The following is a 17,892-nucleotide window of genomic DNA, read 5'->3' as shown; positions in this document are numbered from 1 at the left end:
GGTTTTTATGAAATACGATGCTTATAGAAAACTATGCACCAAATTTTTGAAACACTTTTAAGGCGTCGGTGTCGTAAGTCTGCTCACCTGTTAACTGGTTGATGATACATCCTGCTCGATAAGCACCCAGCCCCAAGTCTGGTGCGCCAACGCCATGAGTATGGACCTCTTGGTTTTGTACAAAAATTTTGCTCTCAGTCGCGATGTCTTTTTGATCCGTCAGCACATATTTCAGTACATAGTCCCTATCAATGACTGGCTGATCAAACGCATCATGCGCGATGCTAGGCAGTATCGTGTTTAAACACTTAGGCAGACCGTAACGATAGCCTGTACCAGCAATCACACAGTCATACTCAGCAGTAAAATCTTGATTCTGCTCACGCTGTTTAACTACCAGTTTTATGGTGTCTGTCGGCTCTGGCGCTTCTAGCATTGTTGTCAGCGTTGCCTCAACCACTTCACAATTGGACAGTAACGTCGAATACAAATCTTGATTGGTAATACTGCGCTCATAGAGACGGTGATAGATATCACGTATGGTCTCAAAGCCCATGCCTTTATAGAGCAGGTCTTGCTTGGCAGTGACTTGTGGCTTGGTTGCTGAGTCTAAATCATAAAAGTAATCTGTATACGCCGGGCTAAAATGCTCTAAACCTAATGGGGAGTATTCCATGGGAAAAAATCCTGCCGAGCGAGTCATCCAATCTAGCTGAAACTTAGGGTCGTCATTAGTACTATCATCGCCAGCAAACTGCTGATCAAACAGCGTTCGATACACCTCTGCTGAGGACTGCCCAGATCCCAACACCAATATTTTGGTCAGCTTGTTGTCTGTCTTGGTACTATTCAAATCAAGGCTACTAGCATTGAGGCTGTCCAAGTCAAAATTATCTGCAAAATGAGCGGTGTGCATACAGCGGTTAGGCGCTTGTCTGGCAATGTCTTGCAACGATGGTGGTAGTGTGGCCTGTGTGCCCGTACCTATGACTAAATTTTTAGCATGATAGGTGTTTTGTATGCCTTGTTCAGAGACTGTCACTACAAACCCATCATTGGTATCGTCAAACACCACGTCTATCACTGCCGCATCAAAATTCAGACTATCCAGCTGCTCTGCTACCCATTGGCAATAATGATTGTACTCTTTACGATAAATTTTAAATTCTTCTAAAAAGTAAAACTTAAGCAATCGGTGCTGAGTATGCAAATAATTCAAAAAAGAATACGGACTGGTTGGGTCTATCAATGTCACCAAGTCTGCCATAAAAGGCACTTGCAGTGTGGTGTTTGGCAATATCATGCCTTTATGCCAATTAAACTCAGCCTTTTGCTCAAAAAACTTGGCGGTTACGTCGGTCTTTGTCAGTAATGCAGCCAAACTTAAATTAAACGGCCCTACGCCAATACCAATAATGTCTAACACGGTCGCCCCTTAGTGATTTGGTAGTAGTAATTTGGTAGTCACGTTAATTCTGATGCTAGGGCGTGTCCTCATTTTAAAAATGGTGATAAAAATGAGATAAATCGCAGTCAAACAAGGAAAATAGCGCAGATAATATCGAGATATTAGTCAGCTATTTGACGCCGTTTGACAAGATTTAGCCATTTTTAACCCATTTAGATAACTATCGATTGAATTGAGGACACGCCCTAACTCTTGTTGAGTCCTAACTTTTATCGTGTGCTTATCTTTGCTGTCTCAATATGAAGTGCTACGTCATCATAGGGTTTGGGATATCGACATAAATAGACTGGGTTTCAACAGGTGCGGTCAGCTCATCAAGCGCATAGAGTCTGGTGAGTAGATTGCCCTTGAACGGCAACGTAGGGCTACGCAACAACAAGTCAAATAACGAACGATGCGGGTATTGTTGCTCTAACGCCATTAGACATGCTTTAAACGTCGTGATTAATGTCTCCTCACTCACAAGCTGAGTGCGGGCAATGGCAGTAATAAGACCAAATATACTATTACCAACTAAATAATAGGCAAATCGTGAGTCGGCAAAGTCTTCTGGAATGACGCACTCTCCTTCGCTAATAAGCTCGGGGTAAGCGTCAATGAGCGGCGTAGCATACTCTGCAATATAGCCAAACCCTTGATTGTCTCTGGCCCAAAATTTAGTAGGATAGCCGTCTTTTAGCTCGATGAGACTGTTTTGCTGATGTACCTCAAAACCAATACCATGCTGATAGTACATATGAACCAGCGGTATAAAACCCACTTGCAAATAAGTGTCAAACCACTGGATAGCCACCTGTTCTAAAGGCTCATCTGTCTGTTTATGGATAGACTTAAACAATGTCTCTAAACGGTTGGTAAGACGGGTTGGATGGTCTTGGCTTAAGCTGGCAAGATTGGTGACTTGCGTATCCTCTGTAAAAGGGTTGTCACGTAAGATGCAAATGGTCTCATCAATGATTTTGCCGTCGACACGTAAGGCAATCCAAGCAGGATCATTCAATACCGCAATCGTAGGGTACTCGGTTTTGAGCTGAGTACCATAGTCGCTACGCCAGATTCGGCAGGCATGCATGCCACGTTTACATTCTTTGGGCAGGTTAATCCGCACAGAATTGGTAATCGCCACAGACAACGACAGTTTAAACATCCAAGGCGCATCGAAGGCCGCTAGCGTGCGTACTGATGTCGTTGGATACAGATACCAACCGAGCTCACCCAAGTCAAACAATTGGCCTTTTTCTAGCAGTTTTTGATACCACGGCTGCTGCTGCAAAAACCTTGCTTGCCAAGGGTGCAATGGCAACAGCTTATAGTCTGGATACTCATCCACAAGTTGCTGCTGATAGCCACTCATATCAGCTTGTAACTTTGATTTGAGCGCTGTGGTAATGCTGTCGCCATCTACGAATTCTTCTGTAATGCAGCTGGGGTGCACTAGCCAATAATGCAGCTGGGTTTTGCTATTGGTCTCGGGCGCATACTTCGCCCACTCGGCACCATAAAAACCAGCACGGCCTTTGGGTGTAGGGTGCATAGCATGACCGTAAATAAGGTTTTGTTCGGTTTGAATAAAATCTTGCTGATAGTCAATGATGTCATCAATCTCATCATTGCGATGCTCTAAGATAATCTGTAGCCCCTCATAACTTTCAATCCAGCGCTTTAATACGCCATTGGCATCTAGCGTCGCTTTATCTTTATAACGATGCACAATGTCTTCAATAATCAAAGATGCTAGGCTCATAGCAGAGGATTTTATCCATCGGCTGTTTTGCAAAGGGTCGTCCAGTTGCGTGTCTAATGTTGAGTCTGAGCGTATGCTTACCTGCTTATTCAATATAAGCGGCGTGCCCGCCAAACGATGCTGACCCAATTGGCTCACTCTGTCGACAGGTACGACCATTACCGTGTTCGAAGGCAATAGCATTAGCACTAATAGAGGCTTGTTTTGTGAGGCCTGCTTCTGTATATCATCTTGCTGCTCTACGGCAATAATATCGCCGTTCCCAGTCTCAAAACAGTAAGCATTGATTAGATTTTGTAGTGTAAGTCGATCAAGCGTTTTGTGCTGCATCATGTTATTTTTTCCCATCAACGTTCAGGTTGTCAGAATTAAGTTGGTTAAAACCAGCAATAGCCATTTGCTCAATGATGTCTGCAATATCATTGATTTGGGTATTTGGATTTAGAATGGTGAATTTAAGGCAAAGGCGTTGCTCAAACTGGGTGGTGGCCACATTGGCAATGTTATTGACCAATAGTGCTTGAGCAATGTGACGATTAAGCTGTGCGAGTTGCTCGTCAGATAGAGTGGTATCTTTAGGTGTAAAGTAAAACAAAACACTGCTGATAATAGGCTCATGTACCAGTACAAAATTTTCATTTGCATCAATCAGCTGTGCCGCTTGCTTGGCGGTATCTAGACAGTTATCAATCAAGGATGCATAGCCATCCGTTCCCAGTAAGTCCAGCGCCATCCACAGCTTTAAAGCATCGAAACGGCGTGTGGTCTGTAAAGAGTACGTCACCAAGTTTGGGATATTGTCCTGTTCGTCATCAGCAGAGTTTAAATACTCGCTGTGATGGCGAATGCTCTCGAAATTTTGATTGTCTCGTAAGAGAAAAGCACCGCAGCTAATCGGTAAGAAGAAATGCTTGTGAAAATCTAGAGTAATAGAGTCAGCTTGGTTCAGGCCGTCAATCAAGTGTCGATAGCGCTGTGACAATAGCAATGCCCCACCCCATGCCGCATCGACATGTAGCCATATCTGTGCATCACGGCAGATCTTGCCAATAGCCATTAGAGGATCAATAGCACCCAAATCGGTAGTGCCAGCAGTTGCGATGATGGCTATCACATTGTCAGCACCCAGCTTATCTATCTGATGTTGTAAATCAGACATCAGCATGGCGCCTGATGCATCGGTCGCTATTTTAATGACAGATTGTTGACCTAGACCTAGTAGCGCCGCGTTTTTTTCGATAGAAAAGTGCGCTTGGTCTGAGCACAGGATTTTGCCAACAGACTGACCCATCAGGCCATCCTTTTGCACATCAACGCCCTTAGCTTTATAGAATTGATTGCGTGCTAGGAGTAGACCCATCAGATTACTTTGCGTACCACCACTGGTAAAGACGCCACCAGCGTTAGGGCCTGTTTGTTCATCAAAGAGGGCACCAGAGATATCATCAAACCCACAACGTTGACACAGCCAATGGATCAAATCTTTTTCGATATAGGTCGCTGCTGGACTTTGATTCCACGAGTCCATACTTTGGTTAGTAGCCGCGATAATCATCTCAGCAATCTGACCAATAACTAGTGTGGGTGGATGCAAATGAGCTAAGCAATTCGCATTGGCCGTCGACACACAACTGGGTAAAAACTTGTTTTGAATATCAGCGAGTATCGTGTCGATATCTCGCCCTTGCTCACGGATGCTAAAGGTATTGTTCGCTTGCACTTGTTGCGGCGTGCCGCCCAAATAGACGTTATTGTCGTCTAGCCATTGTTTGATGACAGCGCTGGTTTTTTGCATATGCGTGACATATTGCTCACTGGTTTGCTGATTTAATAAATGCAAAATATCCTCACTTGTTTATTCCACGATGGTATAAATCGCAAATAAGTGACTTATTATTAGAGTCGTTATTAGAGTCGTTATTAGAGTTGTTATCAGAGCTTTTTTATAAATGTGTGAATCATGCTAAAGCGCTGGCAAGACTATTGATTGTCCTCTAGCGCCATATCAAGCCTTTGCAAGACTTGCTGCAGCTCATCTTTGGTTATATTGAGGGGCGGCAATAATCGCAGTACTGTGCCACCGCGCCCGCCCTTTTCAATCACCAATCCATGTTTGAAACACGCTTGTTGGATTTTGGCAGCCACATCGCTGTCTGCTGGATAGCTACCATCATTTTGCTTAGGTAGGCTGGGATTGATAATCTCTATACCAATCATGAGACCACGTCCTCTGACTTGGCCCATTTTTTGATAGCGCTGTTGGCGTATTTTTAGCTGCGACATGAACCATGCGCCTATTTCTAAAACATAGTCAGCAACGTTATTGTCTTTTAAGTAATTGAGAGTGGCAAGGCCAGTCGCCATGGCTAATTGATTGCCTCTAAACGTGCCAGAATGATTGCCTGCCTGCCATACATCGTATTGTTTTTTGATACCCAATACTGCAAGTGGCAGACCACCACCGATTGCTTTTGACATCACAATCATATCAGGGTCAATATCGGCATATTGATAAGCGAACCAACGTCCTGTACGGCAAAACCCTGTTTGTACTTCATCGATGATCAGCATGATTCCTAGCTCTTTTGTCACTCGGCGCACATGCTTCAGCCATTCTATGGGCGCAGGGTTGACACCGCCTTCCCCTTGTATAACTTCCAAAATGACCGCGGCTGGTTTCACCACGCCACTCTCTACATCTTTTAGGAAGTTTTCAAAGTAGCTCATATGGGCATGAATGCTTTGCTCAAAAGGCAAGCCAAACGCGCAGCGATACATATTGGGATAAGGTAAGAACTGTACCGAGCTCATCAGACCTTCGATACCTTGTTTAGGTGCCAAGTTCCCTGTCACCGCCAGCGCGCCATGTGTCATGCCATGATAGCCACCGCTGAAGCTAACAACACCTGAACGACCCGTGACTTGTTTGGCCAGTTTAATAGCCGCTTCTACCGCATCAGCACCCGTCGGGCCACAAAACTGCAAGCAATACTCATCGCTATTGGTGGCGAGTAGTTTGTACATGAACTCGCTGAATTTGTCTTTTAAAGGTGTAGTAATGTCCAATGTATGCATCGGTAGGTTGCTGTCTAATAGCGCTTTGATGCTTTCTATGACTACGGGATGATTGTGTCCAAGTGCCAGCGTGCCAGCACCTGATAGGCAGTCGATATACTCATTACCTTCCACATCAGTAATCCACGCCCCTTTGGCTGATTGAATCGCAAAAGGTAGCTTACGTGGATAACTGCGAACCTTCGATTCAAATTGTTCTTGACGGTGTAAGTAGCATTCGTTATCAAGTGGTTTGTCTAAAAGGATCGTGTCCATAGCTTTAGCCTTGTTATTGTCAGTCGTCTTGGATAAACATTCAAAAGTAAGTGTTGACGCTTACTTCTTAAAATACTGCTTATTTTTATTGAATAATAATGTAAATGATAATCATTATTATCAATGACGCGTAGTATCTACCTCTGATGATTTTCTGTCAACCCCTACTTATTGGTTTTTTCGATATGTTAGGGTGTATCCTCATTTCAAAAATGGAGATAAAAATAAGATAGATGGCCATCAAACGAGAAAAAATTAGCGCGAATGTTGATTTGATAAACGAAAAAGAGCACAGAAGATATTCTGTGCTCTTTTGTTATATCTGCCTGCTATCTAATGCCTACTAACTACTAACGGATGCAGTAGTCTAACTATTAGACCCAACCATCTTCCAACAGGTGCTCAGTATTACTGATCTTAAAACCGTTGCATAAGTCATAAAACGTCATTGGATCTTCAACATTATCGAGCAACTCTCGTTTATGCAGCGCCACAAATAACGCTAACGCATATGCCGCACTATGGATGGACTTTTTAGGATTAAAAGTGATATCAGTGAACCCTTGATATTGAATGACCTCCTCATGCAGCTGAGGGTTTTGCTTTAGAGCATTCACGTACAGCCAGTCATAAAACGTGGTCAATGGCTCTACGCCCCACTCCATACCAAAGTAATTATAGCCAATGAGCTCGCCTGAGGTGGTGAGTCGCTCATCTTTGCGGGCTTGTCTTGGCGCTACTGTTAGCAGATCAAGATAAGGACCACCATCTTCAAAAATCATGCTGGCTTGAAAGGCATTTTCGACACTATATGGATTGCCATCATGCTCATCCGTAATCTGTAAGCTGAACGGGCTTAGCGGAAAACTCAGCTTATTGCCAGACTTGCTAGAGAGCTCAAGTACTTGCTTAAATCCATACTTTTTGCGAATGACTTGTTGTAGGTCATTGATGGATTTTTTCTTTTGTCTGGTTGCAAATCCCACATGTCGCTCAAACATAACCATGTCTGTTTTTACCAAATTGTCACTGTTGACTTTGGGCATGAATACGGGTCTTTGTTCTATCGTGTTTGGTGCGTCTTCCATAGTGATGTGCCTTAATATCAATGGTCTTGTATAAAGTGTGCTTTCATCATTAATCTAGCAAAAATACTTATGACAGCTGATTCTGTCACTGCTATCAACGTTCTTTATTATTGGGGTTTTACTTTCTAGTAATAAAATATCGCTGCTCAATCTGAAATGCGCTGAACCGAGTCAACGCTCGCGGAGGCAGTTTATCTTATTCTTAGTCATTTATCCTACCCTATTTCAAGGTTATTGATAACCTTACTGAGTTTTTTGCATCAATGCTTTGCATGGTGTAAACATAAGCAGTGTATTTGACCTATATTCGTCTTACTTTATCCTAAATGCATTGAATAACCGTGACAATCTCCGCATAATATGCATTGAATAGCATTATTAATCACCGCATCTATGAGAAAGTTATGAAATATGTGACATACAACCATGAGCGATCAGATTGGACACAGTGGCACTGGTCAGATAAACAATTGCTGCCATTGGTTAGCCGTGTGCGTATATTACAAGGTTATTTACTCGGGCAGCTATCAACACTAGGGTTTGATTTAAACGTTGAAGCACAGTTGGATGCGGTGACGCTTGAAGTGGTTAAAACGTCTGAGATTGAAGGTGAAACGCTGAATAATGAGCAGGTACGCTCCTCTGTTGCGCGTCACTTGGGCATAGATACTAGTGACATGCCAGCGGCGACGCGTGAGATTGATGCTATCGTTGAGATGATGCTCGCAGCCACTTATGGCTATCAGTCACCGCTGACCCTGACTGACTTGTTGGGATGGCATCACGCTTTGTTTCCAACAGGGTATAGCGGTCTATATCGTATTAACACAGGAGAAATCCGTGATGATAGCAAAGGCCCTATGCAAGTGGTATCTGGCGGCTATGGGCGCGAACAGATTCATTTTGTAGCGCCAAGTGCTGAGAGGCTGCCTATAGAGTTAGAACGTTTCTTGTTATGGTTCAATACAGCAGCAGATGCGCAAGACGACTTAGATCTGGTTATCAAAGCCGGTATCGCTCATTTATGGTTTGTCACCTTGCATCCTTTTGATGATGGCAATGGCCGTTTAACTCGTGCCATCACTGAGCGGGTGCTGGCGCAAAGTGATAATAGTCAGCAGCGATTCTATAGTATGTCGGCTCAGATACTCCAGCAGCGCAATGACTATTATAAAATACTAGAGCGCACACAAAAAGGCGACTCCGATGTGACTGAGTGGCTAACTTGGTTTCTACAGACGCTAGAGCAAGCACTGCTATCTGCCCAGACAACAACCAATAAGATTATCAGCAAAGCAAAATTTTGGCAGACGCACCGTCAACAAGCCCTAAACACTAGACAGGTAACTATGCTCAATACCTTACTAACGAATTTTTATGGCAAGCTGACCACTAAAAAATGGGCAACGATAACCAAGTGTTCGGCTGATACTGCATTAAGAGATATTAATGATTTGGTAGAAAAAGGCATGTTAAAAAAATCTGATGCCTCAGGACGTAGTACGAGTTATGAAGTCATGTTGTGAATTTAGAATATTAATAAACAATTTTCTAAGGACGCTTCACAATTTGAGAAACGTTCAATTAGGGAGGATCTAGAGTATCAAGGCTCGCGGTCTATTGTTAGTGGTTCCACTATACCAGTCTGTTTTGAGTAGTCTGTTAATAGGTTTGAAGGCTGAAGTAGCTGGTTCCCTTGGGAATACCCAAAAATACCAATAATGATCAAACAAGCTCAAAGTACATTACGCCCTAGCTATTGCGATAATTCCTAATAAAAATACCACTGATGAAAAGATAAAGAGGTAAACTATAAACGTTAGATTTTTACCAACGAATGTTTTTAAAAAATTATTACAGATGACGACTATTAATGGAGTTGATTCTATAGAGGATAAGCGATGAAGTGGACTGTATTGGTATGTATGCTACCGTTATTAACCGCCTGTATGAGCATGAAAAATGTCAAAGAGTTACCATCTGAGCTGATCTATCAGCCGCCAGTATCAGGCGCGAGCGCAACTGTTATGGGTAAAATGGAACCACGACATACAAAGCTCGTTGGTGATCGTATCGCCTATATTATGGAAATTGATGATAAGCGCGTCCCTAAAGAGAAAAAAGAGACTTACAGCGATACTTGGGATAATGTTTATCCACTTACGACGGGTGAGCATACATTAACTGTTACTTATCGTATGGCAGGACACTATACGCTGCCTACCAAGATTACCTTTGATGCCAAAGCTAACACTAATTATCAGCTGGACTTCGCTACTGACATTGGTACGTCATGGTTTAGTAAAGACAGCTATGTTGACTTCTGGATAAAAGATAAAGCGACAGAGAAGCCCATGACAGAGGTAGTGCGAACTGCGCCACCACCTGAGCCACGGGTTATTTCTTATCCGATTATTATTAATAACTGATTTATAAAAATAACTCTGGCAGCACATGACCAAAGTTATTTGTGTTTTAAGATTGTAGAAAAATTGAGCTTTTGAGCTTGCTTTTTCTAATGGTGTTTACGTGCTAATACCTATATGGAAATCACAAGTTGTACTTAACCTACAAATTATTTATTGCAATTTACTGTAAGTATCCATGTTCTTTAAGTTCTTCAGTCGTTAGTGGTATAAAAGTCACATAACCTTCTGGTTTACCACCTTTCAAAAATCTTGAATAACTGCAAGCAAGGCATAAGAAAGAAAGAGGTTCATAGCCTTCGTATCTTGTCAATAATACTTCGCCACCACCTTCCGAACCACAGTTTGGACATATATAATCTTCTAGTTCAAAATAAAATAAACGTTCTATGTCACTTCTAAGAAACATTGCAAATGTATCTATATCTTGAAAGTCTACAGATACCAGACGATTGACAAGTAATTTTACTCTTTCTTCACTAATATTAGCCTGCTCTATTGGATAATAATCCGGATTTAAATTCTTATAATTTAAAAGTCCATAACTAGAAAGTGGCGTATTACTAAAAATTTGTTCATATTTATTAAGTACGTATATAATGGTTTTAGAGTATAACAAAGAAGTATTGTTTTCCATGTTAATAAAACTGTTTTTGATAAGATCAAAATCTTTTGAATTGTAGTTCATAATTAAAGGCCTTTAACTGGGTAAGCCGTTATTAAATTACCTTGGTAATCTGTAAATATCTTCATATAAGTAGTTGGTTTACCACCTTGATTTAACGATGCATTGCCGATAACTTTTCTTGTGTTAACAGTGCGTGTATATTGACCACCTACCATCGCTGTTACTGGGACTTTAGTTATTGAAGCATTACCAAGTATGGACTTTAACTCTTGAGTTGAAATTGTAAATACTGATCTATTTTTACCTAAAGGTTGATTAAAATGTCCATCGACAACATGTTTAAATCCTGAGCTAACAGGAGACCCGCTATCTCTTAATGGTGTAAAATTTGTTGCTTTGTCGACTATATTTACTCTAGTTGCAACTCCATCATATATTGTACTACCTGGGCTAGCATAAGGTGTCGTCGTCGGAACTCGTTTTGCAGGATTAACAGAAGGAATATCAATACCTACTGCCCCTATTTGTGATTTCCAAGGAACCGAAGGTCTAAGCGCTGAATTAGCTATTGTTGCAGTAATGATCTTACCATTTTTTAGAATGTATGTAGCACCATTATGGGTTACCCTCGCTCCTGCTTTTAATTTTGGCAACGCACTCAATAATTGGGAAGGAGCTTTAACTATACTTGCTCCTATGAATACTGCATCAAGAGTATTTATAGCAGATTCCATTCCCATACCAAAGTTGCTGCCATTAGCAGCATGCATATTGTAGTTATCTGCTCTGGTTTGCAAGTCATAGGCAACTGCTAATTGAACGGCGAGCATTTTGTCGTCTTGATTAGCAAATTGTTTTAAACCTGCATAGGTGTCAAGAGGACTTAAGAAGGGTTCGCCAATTTTACCTACGCTTACAGCAGCACCAGCCAAACCACCAGTTGCTTGCTCAAGCAAAACGACTGCACCATTTAGAAACTTAGAACCATATTTAGGTTGCTTTAAAGCATTGTTTTCAACTGCCATGCTAGCGCTATTAGCTGCGGTATCTACGTCTACATTAGTTAGTAAAGCCACAGTTCCTGCAAGCATCTTAGAATAGTCTAGAATTTTTTTCTCTTCGTCGAGAGTCAATAATCTTGAGTCATCAACTAAATAATCACCAAGCATCTCACCGACAGCCGCGCCAAGCGCACCAGCGTCACAGCTCTGTTTATTAGCACTAGCTGATATACAACCTACACCTGCAGCAACTAACTTATGAGCTAAATTATCAGCGAAATAGTCTGAGTCAAAATCTTTTACAAACTCACTATAAACTTCAGCCGAAAAAACATCGATTAAGGAGCTACGCAAACTATTTTTTAGAGCATCTTCCAAGCTCACACCGTTGACTGCAGCATTAACAAATGCACCAGTCGCACCTTCGGCAACGCCATTTACCAACTTATTAGCAAAATCATTACTAGCCATTTGCGGTAAATTGAGCTTAGCCGTCAATCCAGCCGTCAATGCAGCGGTTGCCATACTGCGAACCGTTGCGCTACTTGCCAGTTGATTAAGCGTCTTATTAATATCACCCTTATTATTAATCAAAGTGACCGAGGCTTGCGCAGCAAGGCTTGAAAATGCAGCGGTTGATGCTGCGCCCATTGCGCCTGTTGTACCTGTAAGTGTTGCCCCCATTCCAGCAGCACCACCAACGCCACCTGTTGCCATAGTCACGGCAATAGCAATCAAAGCCGCAGCAGCAGGCGTCAATCCTTCTTGCGTATAGTTCCAATTCTTCTGAATCAGTTCTACTTGTGCCCAGTTGATATCATTACTCTTATCTAGAGTAGCGAGGTATTCATAGCCCGGTTGCTTAGACAGATTAAGGGCAATCTTTCCTAGTTCTTCTTGGTTTTTTTGAATGTTTGCCTTGGCTTTATTATTAGCGTCAACAGTCACATCAACAGGCACCGCTACTGTCACACCACCTGGTGAAGTGATGGTTGGTACTTGATTAAATTTAGGTAACGAGGCGGTAGTGACTACGCTGCCCTGATCAACTGTTTTCATCCAAACCGTACTTTCTCTTTCTTGAGTATGCGTGGTTGTGATTTGATTGGTAATAGGCACTAAGATTACTTTAGCGGCATCGTCTGCATACTTGCCAACACCAACTTTAATGTCAGCTGGCTTCAATGTGTCAAATACTGTACCTTGCAATAAAGTATTACTACCTGATTGAGTGTAAGCCTTGCCACCTATCAAGGTAGTAGGCAATTGCGATAACTCTTGTCTAGTATCATTGGTATGGTCTTTATTATAACGGACACCTAAGAAGCTAGACTTTTTCTTAATATCAGTCGTACTCTCATCAATATCATCAATGGCGTATAAATATAGCCCTTTACCCGCCGATAGATTAATATTACCAGTAGATGCTGCTGTCAACTCTGAACCATAGATATTAATATTGCCATCTGCAGTTAAACTGATGTTTTTTGCTTGAATATCAGTAGTGACTGCGTTGCTGTTATTAGACGTCTTAGTCGTGGTCTTAGTTTTCTTTTTGCCATACCATGACCGTGATGTACTAGTGGTTTGCGAGCCATCCATAAAGGCGGCTTGAGCAGATTCAAGATTGACATCACCAAGTGCAGCATCAATACGGACATTACCATTAGTAGATTTAATATCAGCGCTGTTTAAGATGACCGCATTATTCGTGGTATAAGTTTTTGATGCACTGCTATATGTCTCTGACGCTTTAGGTAAATTGCCTTGAGCCGATATTTTTATATCATTTTTTGCTGTGAGTGTAGGTTGATTAACGATCTGATGGTAGGAGTAGTTTGGACCTGTAATATTTCCATTGCTGATATTGCCTTGTTGATAGATATCAGCAAGCCCCGTAATACGAATACTGTCATTGTTAATATACGTTTTGCTTAAATTACTTGTCGGATCAGTACCAATGATTGTAGTAGGCGCAAGATTACCCTCAGCTAAGATAGTGATGCCGCCAGTGCTACTCGTGATTCCACTACCTTCGATCAATACGCCTTGCTTAGCAGTGATGTTGATGTCTTTGCTGCCTGTCAACGAGGCGGATTTATGCTCAAATCCAGTTGATGCTTTCTTGGAGATTTCAAGGATAGGCTTAAGGTCTTCAGACTGCTCTTTAAGTTGGTTAATAACAGCTTCGTTTTGTTTTGCTTGCTTATATTCAGGTGAATTTATTAATGGATACAATCTTGCTCTGAAACTTTGAACCATATTATGGTTATTTAAAGAATAGGCCTCTAAAAGATACCCATTCAGAGTTTCTGCTTCGGTTAATATCTTTATATCAGCATCATATTTCTTGAGCTCATTATTTACGAATATAATCTGTTGTTCAATATCTTTAACTTTATAAGGTGAAATATAGTTACTAAAACTATTTTTAACCCCCTTTAACTCCACACTACCATTAGTGGCAGTAATATTGATACCATTCAACTTTGAGGTTAAATCACTACCTTCAACTATGACATCTTTACCGCTAAGGTTTATATTACCCCCAGCAGTTAGCTCGACTATTTTTTCAGAGCCAAGTCCTTGCGTGCCTTTATAACCTTTTAGGGATAGTGTGCCACCCTGGGCAGCTAAGGTGACGTCGCCTGTAGCAGCCAGAGTTACTTTGGTTGGATCAATAGTTATGTTGCTAGAGGTACTAGTAACTATCAAGTCGCCATTTAAAGTATTTGCAGCGTCACCATTGCTCAACTTTGTTGTATTTTTTGCAAGTGCCGTACTACCTTTGGCATCGATATTTACGTTACTGTTTAGACCAAGACTAGAGCCTGCATTTACAATAACAGCACCACCAGTGATATCTGTATTCTGATAGGCCTGCGCCCAGCGGCTATCTATAGAAACGATTTCATTCCCATTCAGTGTTGTATCACCAGCCACATGTCTCCAGCTATTACTCCACTTTGGCGCATCTACAGTACCTGAGTTTGTAGCATAGCGTTCACCATTGGTAATAAATTGATTATTGCTATCGAGTGTGAGGTGTTTGCCAGAACTGATGTTACTGTTGTTTAACCGCATCAGATTGCCTGATTTTAGCGTACTACTACCGGTCGAGAGTATTTGGGCATCGATAATATTCAAATGGTTGGCAGCATCAATGACTAAACCGTTACCTGAGCTACTGGTCGCTGATAACTCAGTATTTGTAATACTGATATCTCCATCACCATAAGTATTATCTACGCCTTGATCATTTTTTTCAGTATTTGCAATCGTCGTTTTGAGTCCGATACTTTGTGCTACGATCTTAGGCATTTTAGTAATCTTAATACCTTTATCCGCTTGGATAACCAGATCATTCTTAGCATTGATAGTATGCCGTTGATCTAAGGCAATAGTACCTTTATTAACGATTTGAATATCACCGTTAATATTCTTATCAACGTTTTTACTGACACCTGTCGCGGTTAGGTTGAGATTGTTTGATAAACTGTGACCAGAATCTGTATTTATCAGTATTGCACTGCCGTTAAAGTCAGTGTCATTATGTATTTGCCACCAGCTACTATCAATACTTAAGACGTCACCAGCAGTAAAGTGATTTTGCTTGGTATTTGCATTGTAGTTAGTAAACAGCTTGCCATCGGCATTTTCTTCTACTCTTGCATTGTTATAAAAGCGCTGTTTGCTTTCTAAGCTCAAATTCTTTGCTGAATTAATATCAGTATCAATGATGGTTAGATACTTGTCGCTACTAATACTGATATTACCAGTGTTATTCAACTGACTGGCTGTAATATCTGACGTTCCTTTAGCGTTTGTACTGATACTACCCGTCTGTTTGATATCTTTATTAGAGGTAGTAAGCTGAGTGACTGTTAGATCCTGTCCAGATTCAATCGCAATATTATCTGTCTTGAGTGTACTACCTACAATATTGACATCACCTGTAGCAGCCAGTATCGTGCTGTTAGCATCGGTACTCAGATTATTAACGTTTAGAACTGCCTGATTTGCTACAGCCGTGACTGCGCCTTTAACGCTATTCAAATTACTATTGGTAATAGTCGTATCTTTGCCTTGGCTATTGATGTAAATACCATCGTTTGCATTGGCAGTAGTATTAAGTACCGTGGCCTGTTTGCCTTGGACAATGAGTTGTTTGCCGATATTAATAGGTTGGCTGTTATTTTTCAGATAAGCCAGCTCTTCAGCCTGTACAACAGCGTCGTTAGTAACTTTGATGCTGCCGCTGTTGTCAATAACCGCATTGCGACCAGCTTGTAATGCAAAATCATTTGACTCAACGACACGACTGCCTGAGCTAAGATAAGCATCACGTTCACCGCTAAGTGTTAGCGTATTTTGCGCCTGCAATTCACTTTGATTACGAATCACTGTATCGGCCGTCTTGGTATTATCAGCTTTACTTGCGCTAATATGTACATCACCGCGGCCAGATACTCTACTATTATCAACCAATGTGCCATTTTTAGAATGGACAGTTAATGGTGCATAACGAGCAAAAGTATTACTGCCATCAAGCAGACGCACATAGCGATCGGCATCTATAGATACGCCACCGTTTGAGCCTACGATACTTTGACTATCAACATAAGTATCACGACCTGAATGCAGGTAGATGTTTGCTTCATCATCTACTATGGTAAAGTTTCGAACGTCGGAACCGTTTGACATTTTTAGGTCGCCAGCAGCATCCATTCGTAAGATGTCTGGCATCAACTGAGTGGCAGTGCCAGCACTGCTTTTTTTAATAATCCCTTCATCGAGTAAAATATCCTTATCAGCTTGGATATCGATCATGCCATAACTACCGATATTACCACTGTGTTCAATACTTCCTGTAGTGCCTGTGGCATTTATACTCAATAAGCTGGTTTGAGCTTTAGTGGTCTGTATAGCGCCTGTGTTCTCAATTTTTCCTGAGTTGGTCAGTACAATCTGCTGAGTGGCTTTTATATTACCGGCATTTCTAACGCCCAAGCCGTTCTCCGTCCCGACAAGGTTAATAGAGTTTGCATAGATACCACCAAGCGTACTCACATCGACTGCTAAGGTTGGAGCAGTCCCTGTACCAGTAATCTTCGTAGCGGCGCCCGTATCATAATCAACAGTATTACTACCACTAACGATATTAATATCTTGATTGGCATGAATCTGACCGTTGATTGTCACAGCCCTTGCTAGGACATCTACATAGTTGGCTTGGTTTTTGTTTTTACCATCGTAGAGATCACCACCGAGTGCATTGCCTGTCGCCGCATTATCAAATTGAATTTGTCCTTGCTTGACATCAAATCCTGTCAGATTGCCAGCACTATCGATTTTAGGCGTACCAGTCGTTAGCGTTGCTTGATTGGCATTGATGAACCCACCACCTTGTATCTGCAAACCCGATGGACTGGCAATTATGACATCTGCTCGTTGTCCTGCAATCTCAAGGTTACCTTGGAACTTGGCTGGAGCATTGCTACGAACTTCGTTCAGAATCGTATTGGCAGCGCTTTGTGCAAGATACTGGTTGCCTACGATAGCGCCAGCTAACTGGGTGCTTACTCCGCCTATGCTGTTGTTTAGTATGGCACCGTTAGACCCGATATCGAATTGGTTGTAAGTATTATGAGACAAACCATTGCTGTTGGGTGTACGGATATTGACAATAGGTGTGCCATTGGCCGCTTTTAGGAGCGCCGCTCGTTGGGCAGCTGGCACACTGCTAGCCGTATTTTGTATTTGGCTGTTGGCAGCCTGAACCTGAGTGTAGATCATACTTTGGCAGCATAAAATTGCCATGGCTAAGCGATGATAGGATATGTTTGTGCCCGATTGTGGCTCTGATTTTGCAGTTGGTGATTTTTTACCACTGCTGTTACCTGCTTTTTTATTTTGACTTTTGGTCACTTCACTAACAACCATCATCATGCCACGGGCTTTGTTAAACACTACTCTATAGCACTGCTTATTCATCTCAGTAATCGCTCTTAAAAGTTGATAAATGTCAAAAATTGTAAGCAATTGTATCTACAAACTATTGTAAAGACTAGCGTTATTTTTATAAATTTTCTAGAGCCTATAGAAAAAAATTTTGATAAAAAATGGATCTTTTAAATCCTAATTTAAAGAACGGAATAGATATAAAATATTGATATTAATGAAATTATTGTGTTTAACAAAATAGAG

9 protein-coding genes are annotated in these 17,892 nt (G+C 41.5%); 2 read left to right on the top strand and 7 right to left on the bottom strand.

Going from position 1 to position 17,892, the window contains the following annotated elements:
- Positions 1-31: 31 nt before the first annotated feature.
- From I6E84_RS07625 to I6E84_RS07605, 5 genes are all read right to left on the bottom strand, one after another.
- Entirely contained in the window at positions 32-1,426 is a 1,395-nt protein-coding gene (locus I6E84_RS07625; protein WP_197217247.1) for a lysine N(6)-hydroxylase/L-ornithine N(5)-oxygenase family protein, read from the bottom strand.
- A gap of 289 nt (positions 1,427-1,715) precedes the next feature.
- Complete coding sequence (locus I6E84_RS07620) at positions 1,716-3,545, bottom strand: IucA/IucC family protein (RefSeq protein ID WP_197217245.1); 1,830 nt, start codon at positions 3,543-3,545, stop codon at positions 1,716-1,718.
- A gap of 1 nt (position 3,546) precedes the next feature.
- Positions 3,547-5,052: a pyridoxal phosphate-dependent decarboxylase family protein gene (locus I6E84_RS07615; protein ID WP_197101101.1), complete on the bottom strand. Its 1,506-nt coding sequence runs from the start codon at positions 5,050-5,052 to the stop codon at positions 3,547-3,549.
- 140 nt (positions 5,053-5,192) lie between these two features.
- Positions 5,193-6,542 (bottom strand): diaminobutyrate--2-oxoglutarate transaminase family protein, encoded by a 1,350-nt coding sequence (locus I6E84_RS07610; RefSeq protein ID WP_110923453.1) that lies wholly within the window; start codon positions 6,540-6,542, stop codon positions 5,193-5,195.
- Between the two features lie 374 nt (positions 6,543-6,916).
- Positions 6,917-7,630 (bottom strand): DUF6977 family protein, encoded by a 714-nt coding sequence (locus I6E84_RS07605; protein ID WP_110923452.1) that lies wholly within the window; start codon positions 7,628-7,630, stop codon positions 6,917-6,919.
- Between the two features lie 404 nt (positions 7,631-8,034).
- Here I6E84_RS07605 and I6E84_RS07600 point away from each other — a divergent pair, with 404 nt between their 5' ends.
- Both I6E84_RS07600 and I6E84_RS07595 read left to right on the top strand, forming a co-directional pair.
- The gene (locus I6E84_RS07600; protein WP_197217243.1) at positions 8,035-9,156 is read left to right on the top strand and encodes a Fic family protein; all 1,122 of its coding nucleotides are present in this window, start codon (positions 8,035-8,037) and stop codon (positions 9,154-9,156) included.
- Between the two features lie 375 nt (positions 9,157-9,531).
- Entirely contained in the window at positions 9,532-10,059 is a 528-nt protein-coding gene (locus tag I6E84_RS07595; RefSeq protein WP_197217242.1) for a hypothetical protein, read from the top strand.
- Positions 10,060-10,219: 160 nt separating this feature from the next.
- Here I6E84_RS07595 and I6E84_RS07590 read toward each other — a convergent pair whose 3' ends face one another.
- Both I6E84_RS07590 and I6E84_RS07585 read right to left on the bottom strand, forming a co-directional pair.
- Positions 10,220-10,744, bottom strand: coding sequence for a hypothetical protein (locus I6E84_RS07590; RefSeq protein ID WP_197217241.1), 525 nt, complete (start codon positions 10,742-10,744; stop codon positions 10,220-10,222).
- Between the two features lie 2 nt (positions 10,745-10,746).
- Positions 10,747-17,679, bottom strand: coding sequence for a DUF637 domain-containing protein (locus I6E84_RS07585; RefSeq protein ID WP_197217240.1), 6,933 nt, complete (start codon positions 17,677-17,679; stop codon positions 10,747-10,749).
- Positions 17,680-17,892: the final 213 nt, after the last annotated feature.

Source organism: Psychrobacter sp. SCQQ22 (genome assembly GCF_015864605.1).
GTDB lineage: Bacteria > Pseudomonadota > Gammaproteobacteria > Pseudomonadales > Moraxellaceae > Psychrobacter > Psychrobacter fozii.
The sequence above is the reverse complement of the archived record's forward strand: the minus strand, read 5'-3'. Positions and strand labels throughout refer to the sequence as shown.